This is a genomic window from Ruficoccus sp. ZRK36, assembly GCF_019603315.1.
Classification (GTDB): domain Bacteria; phylum Verrucomicrobiota; class Verrucomicrobiia; order Opitutales; family Cerasicoccaceae; genus Ruficoccus.
Genome location: NZ_CP080649.1, coordinates 3,128,531 through 3,154,838, shown reverse-complemented (window position 1 = coordinate 3,154,838; position 26,308 = coordinate 3,128,531). Strand labels below are relative to the sequence as shown.

At 58.0% G+C, this 26,308-nt stretch carries 18 protein-coding genes; 2 read left to right on the top strand and 16 right to left on the bottom strand.

Annotated elements, in window-relative coordinates; translation table 11 throughout:
• Positions 1–41: 41 nt before the first annotated feature.
• The 11 genes from K0V07_RS13840 to nifH form a co-directional block, all read right to left on the bottom strand.
• On the bottom strand, positions 42–527 hold the full coding sequence (locus K0V07_RS13840) for a hypothetical protein (protein WP_220621976.1): 486 nt from the start codon (positions 525–527) through the stop codon (positions 42–44).
• On the bottom strand, positions 524–1,666 hold the full coding sequence (locus K0V07_RS13835; RefSeq protein ID WP_220621975.1) for a hypothetical protein: 1,143 nt from the start codon (positions 1,664–1,666) through the stop codon (positions 524–526). The genes K0V07_RS13840 and K0V07_RS13835 overlap by 4 nt, the downstream gene beginning before the upstream one ends.
• 5 nt (positions 1,667–1,671) lie before the next feature.
• Positions 1,672–1,884: a TOBE domain-containing protein gene (locus tag K0V07_RS13830; protein ID WP_220621974.1), complete on the bottom strand. Its 213-nt coding sequence runs from the start codon at positions 1,882–1,884 to the stop codon at positions 1,672–1,674.
• A gap of 25 nt (positions 1,885–1,909) precedes the next feature.
• The gene (locus K0V07_RS13825; RefSeq protein WP_220621973.1) at positions 1,910–2,221 is read right to left on the bottom strand and encodes a (2Fe-2S) ferredoxin domain-containing protein; all 312 of its coding nucleotides are present in this window, start codon (positions 2,219–2,221) and stop codon (positions 1,910–1,912) included.
• 68 nt (positions 2,222–2,289) lie between these two features.
• Positions 2,290–3,588 carry a radical SAM protein gene (locus K0V07_RS13820; RefSeq protein ID WP_220621972.1) on the bottom strand — a complete coding sequence of 433 codons (1,299 nt, stop codon included), beginning with the start codon at positions 3,586–3,588 and terminating at the stop codon, positions 2,290–2,292.
• 74 nt (positions 3,589–3,662) lie between these two features.
• Positions 3,663–5,072: a nitrogenase component 1 gene (locus K0V07_RS13815; protein WP_255567993.1), complete on the bottom strand. Its 1,410-nt coding sequence runs from the start codon at positions 5,070–5,072 to the stop codon at positions 3,663–3,665.
• Positions 5,069–6,496, bottom strand: coding sequence for a nitrogenase iron-molybdenum cofactor biosynthesis protein NifE (nifE, locus tag K0V07_RS13810; protein WP_220621971.1), 1,428 nt, complete (start codon positions 6,494–6,496; stop codon positions 5,069–5,071). Before nifE ends, K0V07_RS13815 begins: the two co-directional genes overlap by 4 nt.
• 115 nt (positions 6,497–6,611) lie before the next feature.
• Complete coding sequence (locus K0V07_RS13805) at positions 6,612–7,103, bottom strand: ferritin (protein WP_220621970.1); 492 nt, start codon at positions 7,101–7,103, stop codon at positions 6,612–6,614.
• Positions 7,104–7,180: 77 nt separating this feature from the next.
• Positions 7,181–8,554, bottom strand: coding sequence for a nitrogenase molybdenum-iron protein subunit beta (gene nifK, locus K0V07_RS13800; protein ID WP_220621969.1), 1,374 nt, complete (start codon positions 8,552–8,554; stop codon positions 7,181–7,183).
• A gap of 37 nt (positions 8,555–8,591) precedes the next feature.
• Positions 8,592–10,250 (bottom strand): nitrogenase component I subunit alpha, encoded by a 1,659-nt coding sequence (locus K0V07_RS13795; protein ID WP_255567992.1) that lies wholly within the window; start codon positions 10,248–10,250, stop codon positions 8,592–8,594.
• A 100-nt stretch (positions 10,251–10,350) separates the two neighbouring features.
• Positions 10,351–11,175: a nitrogenase iron protein gene (gene nifH / locus K0V07_RS13790; RefSeq protein ID WP_220624101.1), complete on the bottom strand. Its 825-nt coding sequence runs from the start codon at positions 11,173–11,175 to the stop codon at positions 10,351–10,353.
• A 488-nt stretch (positions 11,176–11,663) separates the two neighbouring features.
• Here nifH and K0V07_RS13785 point away from each other — a divergent pair, with 488 nt between their 5' ends.
• Complete coding sequence (locus tag K0V07_RS13785; protein WP_220621968.1) at positions 11,664–13,301, top strand: sigma 54-interacting transcriptional regulator; 1,638 nt, start codon at positions 11,664–11,666, stop codon at positions 13,299–13,301.
• A 224-nt stretch (positions 13,302–13,525) separates the two neighbouring features.
• Here the strand turns inward: K0V07_RS13785 and K0V07_RS13780 are convergent, their stop codons facing one another.
• The 4 genes from K0V07_RS13780 to K0V07_RS13765 form a co-directional block, all read right to left on the bottom strand.
• Positions 13,526–16,987, bottom strand: a complete 3,462-nt coding sequence (locus K0V07_RS13780; RefSeq protein ID WP_220621967.1) for a hypothetical protein — start codon at positions 16,985–16,987, stop codon at positions 13,526–13,528.
• A 252-nt stretch (positions 16,988–17,239) separates the two neighbouring features.
• Positions 17,240–19,726: a DNA gyrase subunit A gene (gyrA, locus tag K0V07_RS13775; protein WP_220621966.1), complete on the bottom strand. Its 2,487-nt coding sequence runs from the start codon at positions 19,724–19,726 to the stop codon at positions 17,240–17,242.
• Positions 19,727–19,866: 140 nt separating this feature from the next.
• Positions 19,867–22,392: a DNA topoisomerase (ATP-hydrolyzing) subunit B gene (gene gyrB, locus K0V07_RS13770; protein WP_220621965.1), complete on the bottom strand. Its 2,526-nt coding sequence runs from the start codon at positions 22,390–22,392 to the stop codon at positions 19,867–19,869.
• Positions 22,393–22,516: 124 nt separating this feature from the next.
• The gene (locus K0V07_RS13765) at positions 22,517–23,347 is read right to left on the bottom strand and encodes a mechanosensitive ion channel family protein (RefSeq protein WP_220621964.1); all 831 of its coding nucleotides are present in this window, start codon (positions 23,345–23,347) and stop codon (positions 22,517–22,519) included.
• Between the two features lie 132 nt (positions 23,348–23,479).
• Here K0V07_RS13765 and K0V07_RS13760 point away from each other — a divergent pair, with 132 nt between their 5' ends.
• Positions 23,480–23,890 carry an Rrf2 family transcriptional regulator gene (locus K0V07_RS13760; protein ID WP_220621963.1) on the top strand — a complete coding sequence of 137 codons (411 nt, stop codon included), beginning with the start codon at positions 23,480–23,482 and terminating at the stop codon, positions 23,888–23,890.
• Positions 23,891–23,982: 92 nt separating this feature from the next.
• Here K0V07_RS13760 and K0V07_RS13755 read toward each other — a convergent pair whose 3' ends face one another.
• Positions 23,983–25,974: a BACON domain-containing protein gene (locus K0V07_RS13755; RefSeq protein ID WP_220621962.1), complete on the bottom strand. Its 1,992-nt coding sequence runs from the start codon at positions 25,972–25,974 to the stop codon at positions 23,983–23,985.
• Positions 25,975–26,308: the final 334 nt, after the last annotated feature.

Below are 26,308 nucleotides of genomic sequence, written 5' to 3'. Positions count from 1 at the left end.
AGTGGGTTGTGGTTGGCTAGGATTGGATGGCGGGAGGTGCGTTAAGTGCAGACCGTGGCACCAATGTCCATTTTGGGTTTGGTCCAGTGGTAGCGTCCGCCAGCAGTACCGCCGGAGAGCCCGAGAGCTTCGAGCATCTGGCGGTTGTCGGCGGGCGGGTCGCACTCAAAGGCTTCTTTGAAAGTGGAGCTGGTTTTGTTCGCGAGGCCCTGAAAAAGAATTTTGCAGGCCAGGACGACGTCCGAAGTGTCTTCCTCGGAACTGCCCTGGATGGCGTAGACGCGGTGCAGACTGACCTCGACAAGATGCTCGGGCAGCATGTCGAGCACGACCAGGTGGGTGCTGGCATCCAGCTCAGGGTCGATCAGCGCGACGATATCTTTGTTTAAAAGACTCCACGTGAAAGGCGTGTTCTCCTCCGATTTACTCTGGAGGTAGCGGGCGAGGATACCCTCGGGGCCAGTTAATTTGACCGGTGCGAGCTGGGTGTAGTTGCTGCCGTCGCACTTATACAGCCAGAAACTCATGACCAGACTTCGTTGTGGTTGAGGAGATAGGCCTCCAGGGTTGACTGAAATTCCTCGCTTGAGAGTCCGCGCCCGAGGCGCTCGGATTCGCGGCGAATCTGCGGTAAAAGCTCCTGAGCCATGCTGCGAGTGAGCGGTATGCCCAGCTCGGAGGCAGCATTAACGAGGGCGGCTGAGCCGCTGTGCCGGCCAATAACAAAAGCGCTGCGTGTGCGGCCGACATCCTCCGCGCTGATCGTCTCGTAGCTGGCGCGGTCTTCGCTCAGGCCGCGGCAGTGGATGCCGGACTCGTGCTGAAAGCAGCCCTGGCCGGTGACGGGCTTGTCCCACGCGAGGCGGCGTCCGGAGGCTTTAGAGACAAGGTCACTGAGATTGGCAAACTGCGCGAAGTGCATGTCCAGCTCGATGTCAGTCGTGTGGCGCAGAGCGGCTGCGACGACCTCCAGAGCGGCGTTCCCAGCGCGCTCGCCCAGTCCGTTGACAGTGACGCTGGCGCAATCAGCACCGGCGAGAAAAGCAGCTACGGTATTACCGACGGCCATGCCCAGGTCGTTATGCCCGTGAAATTCGATCTCGATTCTCGTCGCAGCGCGTACGGTCTGCAGCATAGCCATAGTGGACTGCGGGTTCAGGCAGCCCACTGTATCGGCCAGGCGAATACGCTTGGCGCCTACGGCCTCAGCGGCCTGTGCGAAATCAACGAGGAAGGCCGGATCGGCGCGGGAGGCATCCTGTGCCCCGACGCTGAAATATTTGAACGTGCGTTTGGCCTCGCTGGCGAGGTCAGTAAGCGTGCTCAGTGCCCAGTCGGCATCTTTTTTCCAGATGCGCATGTGCAGCTCGCTGGCGGGAAGCGAAAAGTGAAAGCCGTCTGCACCGGTCATGGCTGCGGCCTCCATGTCCTCATGGGAGGCACGGCCCCAGGTCGTGATGCGGCAGGGCAGACGCTGGCCGACAATTGCCTGGATGTGGGCGATCTCGGTTTCGCCCATGGCGGGGATGCCCACCTCCAGCTCGGCGATACCGGTATCGGCTAACTGGCGCGAGATGGCCAGCTTCTCGTTTAAAGTAAAGACGACGCCCGCTGCCTGTTCTCCATCACGCAGAGTGGTATCTATCAGGTAGCGGGCGTGTTTCACTTTAATTATTCCTCTACACCGAGCATGACGCTGCTGGCCTTGATGATGGCTACAGCGCACCCGCCTACGGTCAGGCCGAGGGATTCCACGGCGTGGTTGGTGATGATGCTGACAATCTTCTGGCCACCGGACAGTTCGATCTCGACCTCGGAGTTTACCGAGCCTTTTTCGATGGAGACGACCTTACCGGCCAGCTGATTGCGTGCAGATATTTTCATGGTAGTAAATTCCGGTATGCTTCGATTAGTCCTCGGGGATGAGGTTGGTCTGGCAGACTTCCCCATCTTCGATAGCGTCGAGGATCTCATCGATCAGCTCTTCGTTGGCTTTTTCGTAAAAGCGGCCACTCGGGTAGTCGATGACGACGGGACCGCGGGTGCACATATTGAGGCAGCCGGTCATGGAGACTTCGACGCCGCTGAGCATGCGGTCCTGGACCTCGCCCTGAGTGTAGGACAGCAGGTTGATGGACTCCTTATTGCAGCAGACGCCCTTAAGCTCGCCGGTGGCGCGTGCACTGCCGCAGATGAACAGATGATGTTCGGGCTTATTCATGATGGTTGGTGGATTGCTTATTAATGGTGTGTTGAGTACTGAAAGTTGGATACACGCTGCGGAGTCGATCAACCGCAGCCCGTGCCGTCACCGCCGCAGCTGGAGCCTGCACCACATCCCTTGAAGCTGCGTACGAGGCTGGGGGGGAGTGCTTCCCCGTGGAAGACCGAGGCCAGACCGGCGTCGATCATGCCCTCCATTTCGATGACCTTGATCCCGGCTGCGGTGAGGGCCTGCTTCGGCGTGGAGCCTGCGGCGTTGACCAGAATGGCGCGGCAGTCCTTCAGGAGCTTGGCCATTTCGAGCCAGCGATCTTCGCCACATCCGGTGGGAGGGGCGGTACGCTTTTCCACGGCCAGGAACTCTTCCTCGTCCTCGGGATCTACGCCAAAGATCGTGAACTCGCGGGCCTCGCCGAGGTGCTGGTTGACCAGCATGCCTTCACGGGTGGCAACGGCCACATACTCGCGGGTCTCCTGCGGGTTGATCGGCAGCTGTGAGCATGCGCGGATCAGCTCCTGAATCTCCTCGGTGTTCTGCTGGCCGAGGCGGCCGACCGCATCGGCGCGGCAGCGGGCGCAGTGAGTCATCTGGTTCATGTGCTCACCACACTTGAAACGTACCGCAAAGCGCATCTTGGCGTCCGGCTCAGGCAGGTTTTCAAAAACCGTATCCGCAGTGGGAAGGAGCGGGATGCAGTTCATCACGTCGGCGCCCATATCTCCGACCTTTTTGGCGATTTCAGGTAAATGCTCGTCGTTGACGCCGGGGACGATGATCGAGTTGACCTTGGCGATCATGCCGTACTGCTTGATCCACTTGATGGCTTTGAGCTGACGCTCGATCATGATCTCGCCGGCCTGGCGGTGGCGGTAGATGCGCTTGTTGTGGCGCGCCCATGCGTAGACCTTACCGGCGATTTCCGGGTCGATCCCGTTCATGGTGATGGTGACATGGGAAACTTTCAGCTCGGCCAGCTCCTTGACGTACTCCTCGGTGAGGCCGAGGCCGTTGGTCGAGAGGCAGAGGATCATCTTCGGGTACTTCGCGCGGACGAGGCGGAAGGTCTCCATCGTCTCATTCGGGTTGGCGAAGGGATCACCGGGCCCGGCAATGCCGACCACGGCGATGTCGTCGCGCATCTCCATTACCTTGTCCAGGTAGGTGAGGGCCTGACCGGGGGAAAGGACAGCGGAGGTTACGCCCGGACGGCTTTCGTTTACGCAGTCAAAGTCTCGGTTGCAGTAGTTGCACTGGATGTTGCACTTGGGAGCGATGGGTAGGTGGATCCGCCCGTAGGTGGCGCAAGCGCCTTTACTGAAGCACGGGTGGTTGTCGAGGTTGATCTCGGAAGGGTCGATGTTCATCGCAGTCGTCATAGTTGTTCCTCTTTCTCAGTGCCTGGTTTTTAAGTAATAAGTGAGTTCGTTAGGGGGTGGGGTCAGAGGTAACTGTAACCGGTTTCGGAAAAGTCCTGTTTGCCTTCGAGGAGGGCATTGGCCACGCGGTCAAAAAGCTCCATCGTTCCCCGGTATCCAACACTAAGCATACGCTGTGCCCCAATGCGGTCATGTATCGGAAAACCGATACGAACGAGCGGAATTTTTAGTTCGCGTGCCAGCGGGTAACCCTTGCTGGAGCCGAGGATGATGTCGGGCTTCAGCTCGCGGGCAGCGGCAGCGAGTTTTGCGTGGTCGGAGTCTGAAAGAATCTCGATGTCTGCGGTGCCGCCTTCGATCTCGGAGGCGAGCAGCTCTTTCCATTTTTTCACCTTGGCGCCTGTGGCGCAGATGACGGGGCGTACCCCGATCTCACTCATGAATGCGGCCAGCGCTACGACCATATCCGGCTCACCGAAGATCGCAGCACGCTTTCCGGAGACGTATTTGTGGGCGTCCACGTAGGCGTCTACCAGACGGCCGCGCTCGTCAGCAAGCTGCTCGGGCATCGGGCGGTCGGATATGGCAGCCATGGCTGCGAAGAACTGGTCGCTGAGGCGAATGCCCAGAGGCCAGCCCAGCGCATCGCGGCGCACGCCGTGCTCACGCTCAAGCCAGGAGGCGGCGCTGTTTTTATCACCAGCCTGTGTGTGGCCGATTTCGATCGAAGCGGCGGCGCTGCCCATCTCGGCGACATCCTCGATAGAAGTGCCTCCGGGAGAAATCTTGTGGTAGCAGTCCCAGCTGCTGCCCTCCAGCGTGGAGCTGTAGTCGGGCAGGATCGTGGCGTCCATCTCGTACATGGCGCAGATCTCGCGCAGGTGGCGCAGGTCGGCGCAGGACATCATGGCCGGCAGGATGTTAACCATCCGCGGCTGGGTGATGCGGGTGGGCTTGACGAAAGCTTTGACCAGCTCGCGGATGGCTGAGTAGTAGCCGTCGCTGTGGGTGCCGGTGTAGGCGGGAGTGGATACATGGACCAGCGGCGGGCCGTCACCGTTGTGCTTATCCTGGTACTCCTTGATCATGCCGAGCATGTTATCGCCGATGGTCTCGGAGAGGCAGGTGGTGGCCACGCCGATGAGCTCGGGCTCATACTGGCGGATGACGTTGTCCACGCCCTGGGCAAAGTTACGGGCGCCGCCGAAGATCGCATCGTCCTCGGAGAAGCTGGAGGAGGCGATGTCTACCGGCTCGCGGAAGTGGCTGATCATGTAGCGGCGGATATATGTCGCGCAGCCCTGAGAGCCGTGGAGGAAAGGCAGGCAGCCGCGGATACCCTTAAAGACCATGGCGGCCCCGAGCGGGGTGCACAGCTTGCAGGCATTGCGGGTGGCGGAGGCTGGAAGCGCGCCCTCGGTCTTGCAACCGTCGGCGGTCAGCGTGTCGGGATTTCCTTTAGCCATGCTCATGCCGCACCTCCTTCCTCGCGGGCGAGGGGAGTGGTGGCTTCGGCTTCAGGCAGGCGCAGGGCCTTGGCCTGACGGCGGGGGGCGAACTGCCAGATCGGCGAGCAGGCGCTGTTAGCGACCTCCTCGGCGAAGTGGACCATGCCCTCGAACCCGGCCAGCGGGATCTTACGCTCGTGGTTGTGGTCGCAGAAGGCCACCCCGAGCTTAAAGGCTATGGGGCGCTCTTTGACGCCTCCGATGAAGAGGTCGACGTCCTTTTCCAGGACGAACTTTGCCAGCTCGAGCGGGTTGGAATCATCCACGATCACGGTGCCCGGATCGCAGATTTCCTTGAGCTGCTCGTAGTCTTCGGCGCTGCCGGTCTGGGTGCCGGCCAGTACGGTCTTCATCCCCAGTGCCCGTAGCGCAAGCACGAGGGAGAAGGCCTTGAAAGCGCCGCCGACATAGAGGGCAGCCTTTTTGCCTTTGAGGCGCTTTTTGTACTGTTTGAGCTTAGGCGCGTACTTGGAGATTTCCTCGCGGACAAGCTCCTCGGCGCGGCGCATCAGCTCAGGGTCGCCGAAGTGCTCGGCGGCGGTGTAGATAGCACGGGCGGTATCCTCGAATCCGAAGAAGGAGACGCGCTCCATGGGGATGTCGTAGTCATCCTTTAGCAGTTTGGAAAGGTGGGTCATGGACCCGGAGCACTGCACGAGGTTTAGCTTGGCCCCGTGACAGCGGCGAAGGTCATCCACCCGGCCATCGCCGGTGATGGTGGAGACGACTTCGATGCCGATCTTTTCGAAGTACTGGCGGATCATCCAGGCTTCACCCGCGATGTTAAACTCTCCGAGCAGGTTGATGCTGTACTTGGAGATGTTCGAGGTGTCGCCGGTGCCGACCAGTTTGTAGGCTGCTTCGCAGGCGGCCTGGTAGCCGCTCTTTTTGGTGCCCTTAAAGCCGGGCGAGTCAACCTGGATGCACTGGATGCCCGTTTCCTTCGTGACCTGCTTGCAGACTGCCTCGACATCGTCACCGATGAGACCGACGATGCACGTCGAGTAGACGAAGGCGGCTTTGGGCTTGTAGAAGTTGATCAGCTCGATGAGGGAAGCCTTGAGCTTTTTCTCACCGCCGAAGATGACTTCCTTTTCGGCCAGGTCGGTGGAGAAGCTGTTGCGGTTCAGCTGCGATCCCGAGGAGAGTGAGCCGCGGATGTCCCAGTTGTACACGGCGCATCCGATCGGGCCGTGTACGATGTGGAGCGCGTCAGCGATCGGGTAGAGTACGACGCGGGAGCCACAGAAAGCGCAGGCGCGCTGGGTAACGGAACCGGCTGCGCTCTTTTTGTCGCAGACGAATTCCTTACCCGAACCCTTCTCCCAGACCTGCGCGGTCCGGTCGTCAAGCACTCGAATAGAACTGGGTGTATTTACGCTGTTCATGAGTACTTACTGGGTTAGCTTTAAGCGTGCCGTTCGGTTCGTTTTTTCGTTTTTTTTGGCTTATTATTAAATTATTGGGAGACTTCTAAATTTTCCCAAACAAAGGTGCCTAAACTCAGTCGTCTCCCAGCTCTTTGACGATATGACGGTCAAGAGCGTAAATGGACCCCGCGCACTCGGCGCGGGCGACCAGTGTGATCATCTTGGCGGCCCAGGCTTCTTCCTCGACCTGCTCCTCGATGAACCACATCAGCATCGGCTGGCAGTCGAAATCTTTAACATCCAGTGCCAGTGAGTAGCACTGGCGGATGTTAGAGCTGTTCTGCATTTCGAGCTTCTGAGCGTAGCTCGCGAGCTCGTTGAGCGAGGAAAACTCACCCCTGGGCGCCTCGATGGAATCGACCTTCGGCTGGACACCGCGATCCAGCAGATGTTTGAAGAACTTGGCCCCATGTTCGCGCTCCTCAGCGGCCTGGGCGAAGAAGAATTTGGCGAAGCCTGGGAAGTCGTTGGACTCGCACCAGTATGCCATACCTTCGTAGCTGTGGGCAGCCTGAAGTTCGTGATTAGCCTGATCGTTAAGGGCTGTTCTAATTGTCGGTTCCATCGTGGCGTAGGGTGAGCTGATTGCTTAGTATTAGTGTATCTTTTGCGGTGTATTGTATTCTCTGGCCTAAACGTAATTTAGAGGACCAGTTCGACCTCGTGGTCGGGGTCTTCGCGATCGCGCTGGTCGAAGAGAGCGTCGGTGATCTTTTCGATGATGCGCATGCCGCCGTTGTACCCGAGCATCGGGAAGGCGCGGTGGCCAACGCGGTCGAGGATCGGGAACCCGAAGCGTACGAACGGGAGCTTTTCAGTCCGCGCGACGTACTTGCCGTAGGTGTTACCCATGATCAGGTCGACCGGGTTATTCTTGATCCACTGGTGCATGTAGTGGATGTCGCTGAAGGCGAGGACTTCGGCTTCCGGATTGGTTTCGGAGCAGATTTCCTTGAGCTTGCCTTCCCACTTCTTGCCGGGAGTACCGGTGACAACGATCATCGGCTTGGCACCCATTTCCACGAGGAAGCTGACCATGCTGGTCAGATGATCCGGGTCTCCGAAGATCGCGACCTTGAGGTTGTGCATGTACTGGGACATGTCGCTGATCATGTCGATCAGGCGGCCACGTTCCTTTTCGAGCGAGGCGGGAACAGCGGTGTCACCGGCCAGGCGCAGGGCGTTGACGAATTCGTCGGTAGCCTTGACGCCGATGGGCAGTTCCAGAACCTTGTTCGGCACCTTGCACTTCTTTTCGAGCTCGGTGGCAGCGGCGGTGCTGGCGAGCGGCCCGAGCGCGATGCTCAGGAAGCTGTCACCCATGGCCTTGAGCTGGGCAACCGTGGTGCCGCCATCCGGGTACATGTGGTACTTACCATCGTGCGGGGAGTCGAGGACGTCGGAGGTGTCGGGAGCAAGGATGTACTCGACACCAACCAACTCGGCCAGGCGCTTGATTTCGCGCATGTCGGCCGGCTCAACCCAACCCGGGAAGATGTTGACGACGTTCTTGGTTTCACCCGTGGACTCAGCCAGGTACTTGACGAAGGCCGCACACTGGCCGGAGAAGCCGGTGATGTGGCTGCCGGCGAAGCTCGGCGTATTGGTGTGGATGACCGTCTTGCCCTCGGGGATGATACCATCCTCGGCGGACTTCTTGATGATCATCGGGATGTCGTCACCGATAACTTCGGACAGACAGGTGGTGTGGACCGCGACAATATCAGGTTCGTAGATGGTGAAGATATTGTTCAGCGCGGTTTTCAGGTTAGCCATCCCGCCGAAGACAGAAGCGCCTTCGGTGAAGGAGGAGGTCGTAGCGGCGACCGGCTCCTTGTGGTGGCGGGTCAGCTGGCTGCGATGGTAGGCGCAGCAGCCCTGAGAGCCGTGTGAGTGCGGCATGCACTTGTGGATGCCCAGGGCGGCGTACATGGCGCCGATGGGCTGACAGGTCTTGGCAGGATTAATGCGCAGAGCTTTACGCTCGCGGATTTCTGCGGTGGTTCCTTCTAACATGGTTAATAGTCTCCTTTACTTGGTTGTTGCGGGGCTATTAGGCGCTGGCCGTGGTGGTTTCCTTTTCGGCGGCAGGCGCGGAACCGTCTTCGTGCCAGGGGGCACGAGCGAGCTTCCAGACCTTGCTTCCGGTCATCCGGTCAATCTCCTTGTAGAAGTTGATCGCTCCCTTGAATCCGGCGTACGGGCCACCGTAGTCGTAGGAGTGCAGCTGCTTACAGGGGACGCCCATCTTTTCGATGATGTACTTGTCCTTAATACCGGAGCCGATGACGTCGGGATGGTACATCTCGATCAGCTTTTCCATCTCGTGGTGGGAGATGTCGTCGATGACCAGCGTGTCCTTGGCCATCTGGCGCATCATGCCTTCGTAGTCGCTGAAGGTGAAGCCGTTCTCTTCGAGGGACTTCTTCTTCTCAGGCTTGGAGGCGTCGAAGCGGGTTTCGTCGGCGGTGACGGTGAGCTCTTCGATATTGCGGCTGTCAGCGTCGACCTTGATGTGCGGGAGCACGTCGCGGCCTTCGTAGTCGTCGCGGTGGGCGAACTCGTAACCGGCGGCGATCACCTTCATGTCCATGTCCGTGAACAGGTCCTGATAGTGGTGAGCGCGGCTACCACCCACGAAGAGGGCAGCGGTCTTACCGGTGGTGCGGGTCGTGATGTCGTCGAGGATCGGCTTCACTTCGGACATCTCGGCAGCGATGACTTCTTCAACGCGGTCGATCAGTTCCTTGTCGCCGAAGTACTGGGCGATCTTGCGGAGGGACTTCTTCGTGCCTTCGATGCCGATGAAGTTCACCTTGAACCACGGGATCCCGAACTTCTCTTCCATCATCTCAGCCATGTAGTTGATGGAGCGGTGGCACATGACGACGTTGAGGTCGGCCATGTGACAGTTGCAGATCTCACCATAGCTGACACCCCCGGAGAGGGTACCGATGATGTGGATGCCGCAGAGGTCCAGGATACGGTCGATTTCCCAGGCATCCCCGCCGATGTTGTATTCACCGAGGATGTTGATCTTGTACTTCGCTTCGACCGGGCTGTCGTCCAGGCCGATCATGTGCTTGAACACACCGTTGTTGGCGATGTGGTGACCGGCGGACTGGGAGACACCCTTGTAGCCTTCGCAGGAGAAGCCGAAGATGTTGATCCCGAGCTTTTCCTTCATGGTGCGGCAGACCGTGTGGATGTCGTCACCGATGAGGCCCACCGGGCAGGTGGCGTAGACGCTGATCGCCTTCGGATGGAACTCGTCGTAGGCTTCCTGGATGGCAGCGGCGAGCTGCTTTTCCCCGCCGAAGACGATGTGGTCTTCCTGCATGTCGGTGGACATGCTGTACTGCAGGTAGTTGGTTTCGCCTTCGCCGCGGATCTTGGTGATGTTGCGGCGAGACAGCCAGCTGTACCAGCCACAGCCGATGGGGCCGTGGGTGATGTGGAGGATGTCGTAGATCGGGCCGATGACGACCCCTTTACAACCGGCGTAGGAGCACCCACGCTGGGTGATGATACCGGGAACGGTGCGGCTGTTGGCCCCGATTTCCGCCGGCGTACCGGGTTCTTCGTTGACCAGCATCTGCTTACCACGCTTGCGCTGGGTCTTTTTAGGATAGACCTTCAGCATTTCCTCGCGTGCGGTTGCAGCGTCCGGACCGTGAGGCCCCATGGGGCCAGTGCTGTTTTCGTCAGACATGATGAAACTTGTCGTTTATGGTTTTCGATGAAGAGGGCGCGTACGCGCTGGATCCCTCATAAGGGAGCTGTGTCCGCACCTCGGGTGTGGAAGCCTGTTCTTAGTTGAACAGACCGAATTCCATCAGGAGGCCTTCCAGCTCGTCGATCGGCAACGGCTTCGGGATCACCTTCATTTCATTGTTGTCGATGTTGCGGGCGAGCGTGCGGTATTCATCGGCCTGGGGGCAATTCGGGTTCCAGTCGATGACCGTCTTACGGTTGATTTCGGCGCGCTGCACGTCATTGTCGCGGGGGACGAAGTGGATCATCTGGGTGCCAAGGCGCTTGGCGAATTCCTGGATGAGCTCGTCTTCGCGGTCAACCTTACGGCTGTTGCAGATCAGGCCACCGAGGCGGACGACACCGGTTTCGGCGAACTTCATGATGCCCTTACAGATGTTGTTGGCGGCGTACATGGCCATCATTTCACCGGAGCAGACGATGTAGATTTCTTCGGCCTTACCTTCACGGATCGGCATGGCGAAACCACCACAGACAACGTCACCGAGAACGTCGTAGAAGACGTAGTCGAGCTTTTCGTCTTCGTCATATGCGCCGAGCTGCTCGAGCATGTTGATGGAGGTGATGATACCGCGACCGGCACAGCCGACGCCAGGCTCAGGACCGCCGGACTCTACGCAGAGGCTGCTGCAGAAACCGTCGCTGCGGATGTCTTCGAGTTCGACGTCTTCACCTTCTTCGCGGAGGGTGTCGAGGACGGAGCGCTGAGCCAGACCGCCAAGCAGGAGGCGGGTGGAGTCAGCCTTCGGGTCGCAACCCACGACCATGACCTTCTTGCCCATTTCGGCGAGAGCGGCGACCGTGTTCTGCGTCGTGGTGGACTTGCCAATGCCGCCCTTACCGTAGATGGCGACTTTGCGCATTTTCTTCTCTGTGGCCTTTTCTTCGACCGGCTGTTCAAGCTGTGTAACCATTGTTTTACCTTGTTGTTGTGAGTTTTGAGTTCGGAGTTAGATTTTAGCTGCCAAGGATTGTGCATCCTGCATGCCAATGTTGTTTTGTGGTTTGTAAGTAATTGACTGTGAGCATTTAGAAAAATATAAATTATATGTGGCTGGCCGTGATTGATGCGTTTCGGGGCGGTTTTCCTACATTTCCGTGCGCCGTGAATGTGCCATCCTACATAAATGTAGCTTTCGATCTATGGCGCGGTGATTAGTATCTCTTATTTGGAAAATAGCTCCATTTATGCCAAGGAGGCTAACCGTGCTATTCTTGGGTTTATGGCCTATCAGAGAAAATAAAGCTGATCTGAGCGTCTTTTATAACTGCGTATAACCCGGCCAGAATGGTCTGATTTTTTGTGAATCTGATGATCCGGCACTCGCTAAGCTATATATAGGAGCGACATATGACTGAACCGAATACCTGTAAGAACATCGGATGCGTGCTAGCGAGGGAGGGGCCTTCGCTGGACTTGCTGAACCGTACCATGGGGGTCAGTTGTCGGTCCGTGCAGGAGCTGAGCTTGCTGTTTGCGATCAGCCAGACCCTGGAAAAGAGCTTTGATCTGACCGATATTGTAAAGCCAGTGCTGCGACGCCTGCAGGACATGATCGGCCTGGAACGCGGTACGATTGCGATTGTGAGCCGCGATACGGGCAGGTTTCTTGTCTCGGAGGCCGTTGGACTGCCGCGTAGCATGAGCTCCAGGGACTATCTGGCGTTGATCAAGCCGCAGCTGGAAGAGACCGTACGCCGCAGCAACCCCGTGATCGTCCCGAATTTTGCCAACTGGCTGGAGGAGCAGGGCGTCGAGGCCGACGTCCTGAAGACACTGAATATCGGTGCCCGGTCGGGGCTGGTCAGTGTGCCCCTCAAATTTGAGAACGAGGCCATCGGCACCCTGAGCATTGAGCGTCCGCACGACCCGGATGTCGGCTGGGAGGCAGACTTACGGATTTTAACGATGATCGCTTCGATCATTGCCCAGGCCGCTCGCGTACGCCAGCAGGCTGCCGAGCGTATTCAGAGCCTGCGCGAGGAGAACGACCGCCTCCAGAAGGAGATCGCCCACAGCTTTCGCCCGCGAAATATGATCGGCAACTCTAGCTTGATGCAGTCCGTGTACTATCATATCGAGCAGGTGGCGACGAGTTCGACGACAGTCCTCGTACGTGGTGAAAGCGGAACCGGTAAGGAGCTGGTCGCGAAGGCCCTGCACGAAAAAGGATCTCGCACGAAGCAGCCCTTTGTGAAGTTCAACTGCGCTGCGCTGCCGGATTCGATTATCGAGAGCGAGCTCTTTGGTCACGAAAAGGGCGCCTTTACCGGTGCGCTGGCCATGCGCAAGGGACGCTTTGAGTTGGCCGACAAGGGAACGATCTTCCTCGACGAAATCGGCGACATTTCGATCGCCACCCAGATCAAGCTCCTGCGGGTGCTGCAGGAGCGCGAGTTTGAGCGTGTCGGCAGCCAGAAGACGATCAAGGTCGATGTGCGCATCATCGCAGCGACCAGCCGCGATCTGGAAAAGATGATGGAGGAGGGGACCTTCCGGGAGGACTTGTATTACCGCCTGAATGTCTTCCCGATCTATATGCCGCCGCTGCGGGAGCGCACCTGCGACATCCTCATGCTGGCCGACCATTTTATCGAAAAGTACAGTGAGCGTGCGGGCCGCAAGCCGGTACGCATCTCGTCCGCAGCGATCGACCTGCTCATGAGCTATCACTGGCCGGGTAATGTACGTGAGCTGGAAAACTGCATCGAGCGGGCTGTCTTGCTGTCCAAGGGGCAGTCGATCAAGGCTCACCATCTGCCGCCTACGCTTCAGAAAAAGAACGCTGCCGAGCGCAAAGAGTCTGAAAGCGCGACGCTGGAGGACGCTGTGCAGGCGGTGGAGCGCGAGTTGATCGTGGATACGCTCAAGGAAACGGGCAGCAACATGGCCGAAGCCGCACGCCGACTCGGCCTGACCGAGCGCAAGATGGGGCTCCGCGTCAAAAAGTACGATATCGACCTCAAACGTTTCGCCAAACAGGGGTAGGCGGCTTGCGCCCGCTGGCAATGAGGGGCAGAAGTGTCCCCAGAAGGGCCGTTATCCCGGAATGCCGAGCGAAGTTACTTACCACAGGGTGGGGTGTCGCCCTAATAAAAAAGGAGAGGGAATATTCCCTCTCCTTTTTTGTGTAAACGGATGTTGTTCCAGGCGGGCCGAGCAAGGTGTCGGGGGCTTTCGCCCTCGGTGTGTTACCCGGTCCTGAGCCCTGCCTACATTTTTGTAGGATTGTAAACGTATGGGTCCGTGCCGAGTGTACCGACCAGCTGCTTGAGGCGATCCGGGGAGGAGTAAACCTCCAGCGTGTGGCGCGCATCGCTGAGTTTGTCGTTGATGCCGAGCCGCTCGGCCTCGCGCAGGTAGCTAGCCTTGTGCTGGAAGCCTTCGAGGTACTCGATGTGCTTCTTCCAGAGCTTGACCTCGACGTTCTGGCGGGCCTTGAGTCGGGCCTGGTACCAGTCGCTTGCGATCAGACCCTCGCGGGTGAACTGCTTGCGGAAGCTTTCGTCCTGCAGTGCGGCGAAATCGCCCTCGGCCATGATCTTGAGCAGGGCCTGGAGCGGAGGGCAGGCGCCCTCGATCGTGCCGTCCTCGAAGTAGCTCTTGGCGACACGTTCGTGGGTGACGATGATGTTGTCCATCCCGTCGGCGAACAGGTCGACCCCCTGGAGCTCAGGCTTGAGCATTTCCTCGGTGAAGACCGAGCCAGGGTTGGCGAAGACGCGGCCGAAGAAGGTGCGCACGAAACGGTCCGAGATGCGGTAGCCGAGAATGGAGGAGGGGATGGTCTTCCCCTCGAATTCCACGTCCGGGCACTTCTCCAGATAGCCGTTTTCGATCATGAACTGCGGGCAACGCTCCTCGGGCTTGAGGCGGCACCAGATCTCCGGCACCAGCAGGCTGATGTCGTGATCGACGCGGCACTTCGGCCCCACGTAGCCGGCAGCCGTGATAAAGGGCTGGTAGCCGGTGAGGATGAAGCTGACGAGGGCGTTGTTCAGGTCGATGATCTGTGGCAGGCAGTTAAAGGGACCCTTGGTCAGAGCGCCTTCGGAGCCAGCACCCGTGGTGGAGGGCGACTTACCGGTCATGCTGGAGATGACCTCCATGAAGAACTCCGGCATCGGCAGGAAGTGGACCGGGTTGAACACAGCCAGCGGGCGGATGCCCGGCTCGGGCGGGTTGTTCCGGCGGCCCGGCAGCACGGCGTTCACCGGACGCGGCACGCCCTGACCGAGAGCGATCTCGCGGTAGAGGCGGGTACCGATTTCGCCCAGGTAGAAGCGACGCGGGTTGACCAGATCATCGCGGTCCTGCAGGTAGCGCGGGTTCTTGGTCGGCTTGCCGTCCACGATGCGCGGGTGCGAGGGGATGACCAGGTAGTCAGGATCGTCCGTGGAGAGGAACTCGTTGACGAGATTCTTGACCGGCTGGGTGTACTGATCGAAGCGGATGCTGTCCTGACGCACGGCGGTGACGGCGTCATGGTCCAGCGGCTCGTAGTTACTGAAGAAGTTACCCGGCTGGGACATGTCCAGCTCGCTGCGTTTGTCGTAGCCACGGTGGATGGCCTCGTCGGGGCGCTGGAAAAGCCGGAACTCGCAGTTTTCGATAAACTTGAGGGACTCATTCGGCATACCGGCGGGGAGGCCGGGGATGCGGTCGCGCGGCATGACGATGGCGGCGGAGATGTCGTCCTCGGTCTGCAGCTTGAAGGACGGGTAAAAGTCCTTGCGCAGGCCGTAGGTGCGCCAAGCGCCGTCTTCGGTGAAGCCAACACGCAGGTACTGCGTGACGAGCAGGTTCTCGCGGTAGCGCAGCTGGTTCCCGCCGACACCGTTGACCATGTCCACGTGGAAGCGCTCGCGCCAGTTGTCTCCCCATGCGGGCTTGTAGTGCCGCTTGACGATGAAGATCAGCTCCTTGATGTAGTAGGGGATGCTCTTGAGCCAGGAGTTATACTCGTCGGTGTAGTCGCTGGACGGTGTCAGCAGCTTAATCACTGACCCGAGGGAGCGCTTCGGTCCGAGGATCGGGCGGCCGTGCTCGCGGTTGCGCGTCGAGTCCTTGAAGCGCATCCCGTATTCCTTGTTAAGGATTTCCTCGACCTTATCGAAGTCGCTCTGGAAGTCGGCGACGATGACCGGGCCATAAATGATGGCATCCGAGATGGACTTGGAGATTTCGGATTTACCGCCACCGGACACGGTGCAGGGCTTATGGCAGTAGGTGCCCTCGGCGGTCGTGCCGACGAGGCGCCAGCGACGGCCGTCAACCGGCTTGATCATGGCCACGCGGTAGCCGCTGGGCAGCACGTAGGTGATGCCGGGGCTCAGGCGGATGGACTGCTCGGTGTCAGCCTTTTTCCAGGTGATGGACTGCTCGGCCAGCGAGAAGAACGCATCCTCGGGCATGTAGTAGATGTCCGGGTAAGTCTTATCGATGGCGTAGCCCTCGGGCTGAGGGTCGAGCAGCTCGGCGTAGTTTTTGATGACGTCCTCGTAGGTGTGGTCGAGGTCGTGCTGCACGGTGGCCAGGCGGAAGTCTTCACCGAGGTCATAGCTCGGGAAGGCAATGGCGCCACCGGCGTGCTCTTCTTCGGCCAGGCCGTAAAGATTCGAGGAGTAGCTGATCTGGGTTTTGACCTCCTTCTTGCAGTAGCCGAAGTAGTTGTCAGCGATGATGGTGACAACCACGCCGTTGCTGTCGCGGCAAGTAAGCTTGAAGGCGCCTCCGCTATTGTAGAGCTCGTCTTCTTTTTCCCAGCACATGCCCTCCTTTTTCTGGCGCTCGTTGGCCTCGTCTACGTGGGGGAGGCCGAGCTCCTTCTTCGTCAGGCCGATGAGGTGCGGAGCGAGGATGACGCAGCCGGTGTGGCCGGTCCAGCCCTTGGCGTCGAGGCCGGAGTCGTTCTCGGGCAGGACGGGGTCCCCAGCGTTCCCGAAGATCGACTCGACGAAGTCGAGGTTGCTGACGAGGTTACCCGGTGCAAAGAAACGGCACTCGTAGCGCTTCTTGGAAATGGTACCCGGAATGTCGGGGCTGACGGTCGGGCGCAGCATGAGCGAGACCCATACCTCGGCCTGCTCCTCCTGGCGGGAGGTGAGGGGGAGGCGCATCAGTTCCTTGGGCGGATTGAGCGCGGCCTTCAGCATACGCGCGAAGGTGACCTTCGGCACAGAAAGTTTATCCGCGGTGATGGGCAGACCGCCCTCAGTCACGTGGAAGACACCCTTGGTCGTGCGGCGGTCGCTCTTGGGGTTGTGCAGGACACCCTGCTGCACGCGGTAGGAGTCGACGATGTCGGACTTGAACTGGTCGTTGTCCGGCGGGATGGACAGCATGCGGGCCAGACCGTGGCGGTCGAGCACGAGCGTGTTTTCGGGCAGGCGCGGGCGCGGCTCGACTTCATCGAGATCGGACAGATAGCCGTCGATAAAGGACTGGATGCGCATATCCACCGGGCAGAGATGACCGCTCAACAGGCGAGTCTTCTCCTGGTAGTCCCCGAGGAGGGCGCCGGCCAGCGGCATGAACTGGTAATCGGTTGGCTTGCCGTAAATGGGTTGCCCCAGGGAGGCGAGCTTGACGTTGACGTATTCGAGTAAAAAAGGATCGCGCAATGGCGTCTCACGTTTACCCGCTTCAATTCCAATCGCTTTTTTCAAGTCCATCAAAGCAGACAAGATGCAGGACACGCGCCAAGGTGCAACCAGTTTCGTGGTTTTAGAGCCCTAACGTAACGGTCCCGTCATTATTATTCGGCAAAAATCAGGTGAGCTTTTTTTGCGTTAGCATAACAATTATTTGTCTAATGGGATGGTGTGATTGCATTAGCAAGCCCGTCGGGGCCCAGTTTGTTTCACATATGAAAAAGCCCCGCGGCCATCGGCGCGCGGGGCTTGGGAAAACATTCAGGAACTGACTCAGGATTCGTCGGATTCGGTGGCTTCTTCAGCTGCGGCCTCGGCCTCAGCTTCGAGCTTTTCGTCCTCGACCTCAACGATGCGGGAGATGCCCACGAGGGTATCGCCGTCGGCGAGGTTGATCAGGCGGACGCCCTGAGTGGCGCGACCGATGACGCGGATGTCCTTGACGGGGCTGCGGACAGCCTGGCCGCCGAGCGTGAACATCATGATCTCGTCCTCTTCGCGGACACTGAGTGCGCCAGCGACATTGCCCTGGGTCTTGGTGGCGATGATGCCCGAGCCACCACGGCTCTGCACGCGATACTCGTCGTAGCTGGTGCGCTTGCCGATGCCGTTCTCGCCTGCGATGAGGAGGGCGGCGTTCGGGTCGACCAGCTCGATGGCTTCGACGAAGTCGTCGGCCTTCTTCAGGGTGATGCCCTTGACCCCGCGAGTGGCGCGGCCCATGGCGCGGACGTTGCTCTCGTTGATGGTAAAGCGGATGCTCATGGCGTGGTGGGTAACCAGCACTACGTCGTCGCCGTCCTTAACGAGCTTGCAGCCGATCAACTCGTCATCGTCGTCAATCTTGATGCCGATGATGCCACCCTTGCGGTAGTTGGCGTACTCGGAGAGCATGGTGCGCTTCACGGTGCCCTTCTTGGTGCACATGATCAGGCTGTCGTCGCCTTCGAACTCCTTGACGCAGATCATGGCGGCGATGGATTCGCCCTTCTGCATTTGGAGCACGTTGACGATGGAGCGGCCCTTGGAGGTGCGGGTGCCCTCGGGGATCTCGTAAACCTTCTCCACGTAGACGCGACCATTGTTCATAAAGAACATGATGTAGTCATGGGTGGAGGCGGTGAAGAGGTGCTCGGTAAAGTCTTCCTCATGCTGGCCGGAGCCGATAACGCCCTTGCCGCCGCGACGCTGCGAACGGTAGGAGCTGACCGGGGTGCGCTTGATGAAGCCCTTGTGGGAAACGGTGATGATGCAGCCCTCGTTAGCGATAACGTCTTCCATCCGGAATTCGCCTTCCTCGCCGAGGATCTGGGTCTTACGCGGGGACTCGTACTTGATCTTGAGCTCGTTGAGCTCTTCCTTGATCACGGTCAGCAGCTTCTGCTCGCTGGCCAGGATAGAGCGGTACTCCTCGATGGTGATCATGAGCTGGCGGTATTCCTCCTCGATCTTGTCGCGCTCCAGGCCGGTCAGCTGGTACAGGCGCATGTCCAGGATGGCGTTGGCCTGACGCTCGGAGAGGGCGTACTTGTCCATCAACTTCTCACGGGCCTCTTCACGGTTGCTGGAGGCGCGGATGATCTTGACGAAGTCGTCCAGGTTGTTGAGGGCGATCTTGTAACCCTCAAGGATGTGGGCGCGGTCTTCGGCCTTGCGGAGCAGGTACTGCGTGCGGCGGTAAACGACCTCGCGGCGGTGCTCGATGTAGCAGGTGATCATCTCCTTGATGTTCATCTGCTTCGGGCGGCGCTTATCGAGAGCGAGCAGGATCACGCCAAAGGAGCTCTCGAAAGGCGTGTGCTTGGAAATCTTGTTGATGACGACGCGGCTGGACTCGTCGCGCTTGAGTTCGATGACGATGCGGGTGTTTTCGTCGGACTCGTCGCGCAGGTCGGAGACTTCGTTGAGCACCTTGTCGTGAACGAGGTCAGCGATCTTGGTGACGAGGTTCGCGCGGTTGACGTTGTAAGGGATCTCGGTGATGACGATCTGTTCCTTACCGTTCTTGATCTCCTCGACGTGCGCGGTGCCCTTGATGCGGACGATGCCGCGACCGGTGCGCATGTAGCTATCGATCCCGCCGCGACCGGCGATGGTGCCGCCCGTGGGGAAGTCCGGGCCGGGGATGATCGAAATCAGCTCATCGATCGTGATGTTCGGGTTGTCGATGATGGCGCAGGTGGCCTCGACCAGTTCCCCGAGATTGTGCGGGGGGATGTTTGTGGTCATACCCACGGCGATCCCGGTGGAGCCGTTCATCAAAAGATTCGGCAGGCCGGAGGGGACGACGGAGGGCTCGACGGTTTCTTCGTTGTAGTTGGGGACGAAGTCGACCGTGTCCTTGTCGATGTCGCGCATCAGGTCCTCGGCCATACTGGCGAGGCGACACTCGGTGTAACGATAAGCAGCGGGCGGGTCACCGTCGATGGAGCCGAAGTTACCCTGCGGGTCGATCAGACCGTAACGCATGACCCAGAACTGTCCCATGCGCACGAGCGCATCATAGACGGACTGGTCACCGTGCGGGTGGTACTTACCCAGCACTTCGCCGACGACAGCGGCGCACTTCTTAAAGGGGCGGTTGTGGGAGAGCCCGATGTCCTGCATCGCGTAGAGGATACGGCGCTGGACGGGCTTGAGGCCGTCGCGGGCATCAGGCAGGGCGCGCGAAACAATAACCGACATCGAGTAGTCGATGTAGGCCGTCTCCATGATCTGAGTGATCGGGCGAGGCTCGAGGCGTTCGTTTTCGGTGTACATGTTGGAAAGAGAAAATGGAATTAATTAACCGCAAAGAGCGCTAAGGACACGAAGAGTTCCAGGAGGTTGGTACGCTCTTGAAAAAGTCTTTTTTTGCGTTCTTCGCGTCCTTTGCGGTTTAAAAAACAATCAGTAGATGCTTACACGTCGAGGTTGGAGGCGTTGAGGGCGTTGTCCTCGATGAAGGTGCGGCGGGCCGGGACGTCCTCACCCATGAGGCGGGAGAAGACCTCGTCGGCGTGAGCAGCGTCGGTGATGTCGACCTTGAGGAGGCGGCGCTTGGACGGGTCCATCGTCGTCTCGTAGAGCTGCTTGGGGTTCATTTCCCCAAGACCCTTGTATCGCTGGATGTTCAGGCCGCGGCGACCGAGCTCGCGAATCTTACCGACAATCTCCAGGATGGAGTGCAGTTCGAGGACGGTTTCGTTTTTGGTGCCAGCGTTTTCCGTGAGGGTGTAGCGGGCCTCATCGGTCGGCGTGAAGTTCCGGATGTCTAGGCCGATCTTGGCAAGCTCCTTGAGGATCTTGGTCATGATTGTGGCCTCGTGGATCTCGTGAACGGAGATACGCTGCTGGACATTGATGCCGTTGATGTCGACCTCGCGGATGCTCATCCCGGCGTACATATCCTCCTGGATGTCGTGCTCGACATAGAAGCGGGAGCGAGCCTCGTCGTCCGGCAGGAAGGCGAACTCCTCGGAGTTCCCGGTGCGGATGCGGGCAATGTACTTGGGCAGCTCGTGAGTTTCCTCGTTGTGCTGGTCGAGGTAGGCGGCCGGGCTGCAGCCATAGCGGGAGATGCTGTTGCTGATGGCTTCGAGGCGCGAAAGGGTTTCCACGATCTTGTCTACCTTCGGCCCGGGGAACTCATGGTCGTCGCGGAAGCGCTTCAGGACGACATCTTCGGAGCCGAGCTCCAGCAGGATGCGGTTCATCTCGGCGTCGTTGTCCACGTACTGTTCGCGCTTCTTGCGCTTGATCTTATAGAGCGGCGGCTGGGCGATGTACACGTAGCCGTGCTCGATCAGCGGGCGCATGAAGCGGAAGAAGAACGTGAGGTAAAGGGTCATGATGTGGGAGCCGTCCACGTCAGCGTCCGCCATCAGGATGATCTTGTGGTAGCGGGTCTTCGTCACGTCGAAGGCGCCGTCCCCGTCCTGCCCGATACCGGTGCCAAGAGCCGTGATCAACAAGCGGATATTCTTGTTGTTGAGCATCTTGTCGAGGCGGGCTTTCTCCACGTTAAGGGGCTTGCCGAAGAGCGGCAGGATCGCCTGGAAACGGCGGTCGCGGCCCTGCTTGGCGGAGCCACCGGCGGAGTCACCCTCGACGATGAAGACCTCACACAGGGACGGGTCTTTCTCGGAGCAGTCAGCGAGGTTACCGGGGAGGCCGCCGCCGCTCATGGCGGACTTACGGACCGTTTCGCGGGCCTTGCGGGCGGCTTCACGGGCGCGGGCTGCGTTGAGGCACTTGTCGACCAGCTTCTTGGCGATGGGCGGGTTGGTCTCAAAGAAGAGCTTGAGCTTGTCGCCCATGACGCGCTGGACGATGCCGTCCACCTCCTGGTTGAGGAGCTTGTCCTTGGTCTGGTTGTTAAAGGACGGGTTGAAGAGCTTGACCGCGATAACGGCGGTGAGGCCCTCGCGCACGTCGTCGCCGGAGATGCTCGGGTCCTTGTCCTTCACCAGCTTGTTGGCCTTGGCGTAGTTGTTGATGATACGCGTGAGGGCCGTGCGGAAGCCGGAGAGGTGGGTGCCGCCGTCGCCGTTGAAGATCGAGTTGGCGTAGGCGTAAATCTGCTCGTTGTACGAGTCGTTGTACTGCATGGCGATGTCGATCGACACCGTCTCATCGGGCTTGGAGTCGTCCGGGGCGATCTCGCCGGTGAAGTGGATCGGCTCGGGGTGCAGGCACTGCTTGGAGCGGTTCAGCCAGGCCACGTACTGGGCCGCACCCTGGTCGAACTTGAACAGCTCGCTCTTGCCGCTGCGCTCGTCCGAGAAGTTGATGGCGACGCCCGGATTCAGGAACGCCATCTCGCGCAGGCGCTTGGCCAGCGTGTCGTAGACAAATTCGTTGGAGGTGACGAAAATCTCCGTATCGCGCAGGAAGGTGATCTTCGTGCCGGTGGACTTGGTCTTGCCGACGACCTTGAGGGGCTCGGTGACTTTACCACGGGCAAACTCGATGCGGTGGATCTCGCCGTCGCGGCGGACTTCAGCCTTGAGCCACTCGGAGACGGCATTCACGCAGCTGGCGCCCACGCCGTGGAGACCGCCGGAGACCTTGTAGCCGCCCTGGCCAAACTTACCACCGGCGTGCAGCTCGGTCAGCACCATTTCGACGCCGGTCTTCCCGTACTGCTTGTGGACTTTGACCGGGATACCGCGGCCATCGTCCTCGACGGAGCAGGAGCCGTCCATGTGGATCGTGATGTTGATCTCGTTACAGTAGCCGGCGAGGTGCTCGTCCACCGAGTTGTCGACGATCTCGAACACGCAGTGGTGGAGGGCGCTGCCGTTGGTCGGGTCACCGATGTACATCCCCGGCCGCTTGCGGACCGCTTCGAGCCCTTCGAGCTTGCCGAGGGAGTCTACGTCGTAATTGCTTTTCTGAGAGGGATTTACGGGAATATCGTTTTGCGAAGGGTCTGTGTCTGGCATAAGTACGCTGGTAAAGGATGAAGATTAGGTGAACGCCTCTCTCAAGGCGAACAAAAAGTTTTCAATGGTTCGCGAACCCCTGAAGTGGAGCGGTATAAAAGACGTGGCGGGCTGATACAGGCGCTCAGGAGCGCTTCTCCGGCTCCCGCATGTGCACCTCGTAGGGGGTGACTGCCAAGGGGATGGCCGATTCGCGGAATGCGGCATCAATCGCGCCATTCACGGTGTAGCGCAGGGAGTGGTACCGCTCGGTCGGTAGCCAGTACCGGTAGCCGAGGCGGATCGTGCCCTCGCGAAACTCGTCGATGCCCACCATTGGCGCTGGCTCATTTGTCACGCCCTCGACGCTGAGCAGCGCCTCTTTAAGCACCGTGCAGGCCCGTTGAGCGTCCACACTGGCGGGTATGCTCAGGGTCGCCTCGACGATGCGACGGGTTTGGGAGTTAGTGAAAATCTCGCCCATGATGAGCTTGTTCGGGATCGTGATGATCTCGCTGTCCTCGGTGATGAGCTGGGTATAGCCGAGGGTGACCTCGTGGACGACGCCGTACTGGCCCTGCACAAAGATCGTGTCGTGCACTACAAAGGGGCGCGTCAGGATGATGGCCAGCCCGGCCCCGTAGTTCGCGATCGGCCCCTGAATGGCCAGGGTGGCGCCAAAGGCGATCGCACCCAGACCGGCGATGAGCGGCGCGATGTTATAGAACTTCGCCACGGCGAAGGTCGTCCCGATGGCCAGGATGATGATCCGGGCGCTGCCGGCGAAGAACCGGGAAAGGGTAGGGTCGAGGTTGCGCTTCTCGAAGCGTCTGAGCAGGAAGCCCTTGAGCCAGCCGGAGAATATCCAGCCCAGCAGCAGGATGATCAGGGCGCTGACGATTTTCGAGGCGTTTTCGACCAGGAACTGCACCAGGTACTGGGTGTGGGCCTGGATTTGGGTGATTTCCTCTTCCATAGTTGCGTGTGAGAGCGTGTCCAGTTGTGCCCGATCTGCGCTCGTTTGCCAAGCCTTTAGCTAGGGAGAATCGCGCTTGGGCTTTCCTGTCTTGCCTTTGTTGGGTAAGCAGCCCAAGTATTCGTTTCTGTCGTGAAAATATCTCTCAAAGTCGAATACGCCTGCCGGGTGCTGGCCCAGCTCGCCCGCTCTCATGGTAACCAGCAGCTCGCCCATATCGAGGAGCTGGCCCAGGCCGAGGACATCCCGGCCAACTATCTGGTGCAGATCCTTAACGAGCTGCGTAACGGTGGGCTCATCACCAGCCGCCGTGGCAAGCAGGGTGGCTACGCGCTGGCGCAGGCACCGTCTGAGATTTCCCTCTACGACATCATCCGCATCGTCGATGCCGAGATGCTGGAGAACTCCGTCTCCGCCAACGGCCAGTCCGGCCAGGCCGTGCAGGGCATCTGGGCCGAGATCGGAGACACCTTCGCCGAGCGCACGAAAAACATCCCCCTCTCAGACATGGTCGCCGAAACCGGTCCCATGTACTATATCTAGAGAGCATTCGGCGTTGGACAAGTTTCAGCCGATGAGGATTGTGGCAGCAATTGTCGGTAAGCTCCGAAGGCGCTTTGCTTACTTATCGATTCTCATTTAAACAATTTTGACCATTTCAGTGGGATGGGTATTGGGATGCTTGTTCGTTTATTCGCTATACCTAGCGTAGGCGTAATTGATTTTGGCTCACCTGAGTACACTTCTATGTTGTCAACTAAAACGGTAGAGGATGCTCGTCCACCGACCACCAGTGGCATATGGTTGAAGCCAAGTGAAAGGGTATGGGTAGAGGAATAAATCATCTGATCACCCTTATAAAACTTAACTCTTCTATCGGGTAATATAACGATGCGATAAATTCTCCAACTCGTATCGGCATCATAGGTCTCGAAGACCTCTGTATCGGATGCGCTGTAATAGAGACCGCACTGGGTTATATCTCCGTTGTCATGCTTCGAGCGTATCCAAACAGATGGCTTTACCCCTTCGTTATTGCCGTAAGAAGGCACACTTGATAGGCCAAAGACAAAGCTTTCCCAAGTATCAAACTCAATTTGATAGGCATTCGCTTCTATGGTTAATCCGGTTGAATAATCAAATATTGCAATTGAGGTGATCCCGCTATCCCAGCTGCTGTCACCATTATTGCAGAAACTAGGGGCAGGATTTCCGATTTCGTAATCTATATAAGGTGAGGGATGCCCCCATGTAGTCCACGATTTCAGGTCTTTAAAGTCTTCTTTGAACAGTAAGGGGTTTGATTCTTCTTTTCCGGACTGCGTTATTGTATGGCTTTTTCCTCCGATCGTGAACGTAGCGCTGCGGCTATCGGTTGAGTTGTTTGGGTCGTAAGTGATTGTAATGCTGCTGTTTCCGCTTCCCGCGTTTATGTTTGCCCTAACCCAATTGTACGATCCGCTTACCTGCCAGGATGTGTTCGATGCTACACTGAGAGTGTAACTGCCGTCGCCGTTGCCTACACTCTTTGTTGTTGGAGTGATGTTGGTTGAAGGTGTGGTGCCGGACTGCGTTATTGTATGGCTTTTTCCTCCGATCGTGAACGTAGCGCTGCGGCTATCGGTTGAGTTGTTGGGGTAGGCTGAAATCCAGACTTGCCCGTTACCGCTGCCTGAGGCTAATTGCGCGAATGCCCAGTCTGGGAGACCCCTGACGGCCCAATCTACATTTGAGGTTACAATGATATGGTATCCATCACCCGAAGCAGCTATAGTCATGCTTGTGGGGCTTATGCTTGTGCTAGGTGCCTTTCCAGCTTGTGTAATCGTATGCGTTTTATCGCCAATTTTAATGACTGCACTACGACTGCTTGTGGATTCATTTGAACGATATGTGATCGTAATTGAACCATTTCCGCCCCCTGGTGTTGATGCTGCACTTGCCCAGTGTGGTACATCACTTACTGTCCAGGATGTGTTAGATGTTACGTCGATTGTGTAACTCCCGGAGTGGCTATCAATATGCTTGCTCGTTGGCGTAATTGTTGTTGTTGGAAGGTCATAGTATATTACGGGGTGATAAGATGATCCTTGGTATTTGTAGTAGTTTACCTCAAGCTTACAGGTGTCATCAATGCCGGGTGTTAATCTTTCATCTACAGTAAATGCAACACCGATCCATTGCTTTTCTACTATGCTAATATTGTATAATAAACCAGTATTGTAGCAGAGTGTTATTCCGGCATACTCTGGGGATAGCGGTCTTGAATCAATTAGGGTGGTAGATGCATCTTTAATGAGCTCAAATTTAGACTTGTTGCTTTTTATGCTGAACTCAACTGGGCCTATGTTTATGCATGAAGCAGTTATCTCTCGTGTGCCCGAAGTTTCTGCATGCTCTATTTCTGAGACGCTATAACGGTTAAAATAAAATCTGATGTTGATGGCATTATCAGGTATATCCTGATTTAGTTTGTACCACCATATTTGACGGTATTTTATATTGCCGGCGATAGCGTCTTCAACTCCTAGTTTATTGTATTCAGGATAGTATGGTTCGTTAACTTCTCTGGTTCCTATATCCCACATCCCATATTCTGGGCTCACTCCGACGTAATCGATCTCCATCAGTGTTAGCCTTTTATCTAAGTGTGTATAGATAATTTGAGATGCATTTGCGATTAGCGCAATGAATGAGATAAATAAAAAACATGCGCATCTTTTCATGGTAGCTACTGATAGTTGAGGGGGCTGAAACTCAGGGATTATATCCTCGTGTGGATATAAATGTGGGATTAGATTGTTAATATAAAGTATACTATTATAATCTCTGCGGCCTAGTGGAAGCTTAAATCAGTGATTTGTGTTACATTTTCATTTTGTGGTGTTTCGTGGATGTCGTATTTGTGGTGGTTGTCGATGCATTAACCATACTAATGGCCGATCCCATTGTGACTCGTTA

What these genes read in the sequence shown, in the direction of transcription:
- K0V07_RS13840 (WP_220621976.1), bottom strand. Translation starts at nt 527, where the DNA reads ATGAGTTTCTGGCTGTATAAGTGCGACGGCAGCAACTACACCCAGCTC.
- K0V07_RS13830 (WP_220621974.1), bottom strand. Translation starts at nt 1,884, where the DNA reads ATGAAAATATCTGCACGCAATCAGCTGGCCGGTAAGGTCGTCTCCATC.
- K0V07_RS13825 (WP_220621973.1), bottom strand. Translation starts at nt 2,221, where the DNA reads ATGAATAAGCCCGAACATCATCTGTTCATCTGCGGCAGTGCACGCGCC.
- K0V07_RS13820 (WP_220621972.1), bottom strand. Translation starts at nt 3,588, where the DNA reads ATGAACATCGACCCTTCCGAGATCAACCTCGACAACCACCCGTGCTTC.
- K0V07_RS13815 (WP_255567993.1), bottom strand. Translation starts at nt 5,072, where the DNA reads ATGAGCATGGCTAAAGGAAATCCCGACACGCTGACCGCCGACGGTTGC.
- nifE (WP_220621971.1), bottom strand. Translation starts at nt 6,496, where the DNA reads ATGAACAGCGTAAATACACCCAGTTCTATTCGAGTGCTTGACGACCGG.
- K0V07_RS13805 (WP_220621970.1), bottom strand. Translation starts at nt 7,103, where the DNA reads ATGGAACCGACAATTAGAACAGCCCTTAACGATCAGGCTAATCACGAA.
- nifK (WP_220621969.1), bottom strand. Translation starts at nt 8,554, where the DNA reads ATGTTAGAAGGAACCACCGCAGAAATCCGCGAGCGTAAAGCTCTGCGC.
- K0V07_RS13795 (WP_255567992.1), bottom strand. Translation starts at nt 10,250, where the DNA reads ATGTCTGACGAAAACAGCACTGGCCCCATGGGGCCTCACGGTCCGGAC.
- nifH (WP_220624101.1), bottom strand. Translation starts at nt 11,175, where the DNA reads ATGCGCAAAGTCGCCATCTACGGTAAGGGCGGCATTGGCAAGTCCACC.
- K0V07_RS13785 (WP_220621968.1), top strand. Translation starts at nt 11,664, where the DNA reads ATGACTGAACCGAATACCTGTAAGAACATCGGATGCGTGCTAGCGAGG.
- K0V07_RS13780 (WP_220621967.1), bottom strand. Translation starts at nt 16,987, where the DNA reads ATGGACTTGAAAAAAGCGATTGGAATTGAAGCGGGTAAACGTGAGACG.
- gyrA (WP_220621966.1), bottom strand. Translation starts at nt 19,726, where the DNA reads ATGTACACCGAAAACGAACGCCTCGAGCCTCGCCCGATCACTCAGATC.
- gyrB (WP_220621965.1), bottom strand. Translation starts at nt 22,392, where the DNA reads ATGCCAGACACAGACCCTTCGCAAAACGATATTCCCGTAAATCCCTCT.
- K0V07_RS13765 (WP_220621964.1), bottom strand. Translation starts at nt 23,347, where the DNA reads ATGGAAGAGGAAATCACCCAAATCCAGGCCCACACCCAGTACCTGGTG.
- K0V07_RS13755 (WP_220621962.1), bottom strand. Translation starts at nt 25,974, where the DNA reads ATGGAGATCGATTACGTCGGAGTGAGCCCAGAATATGGGATGTGGGAT.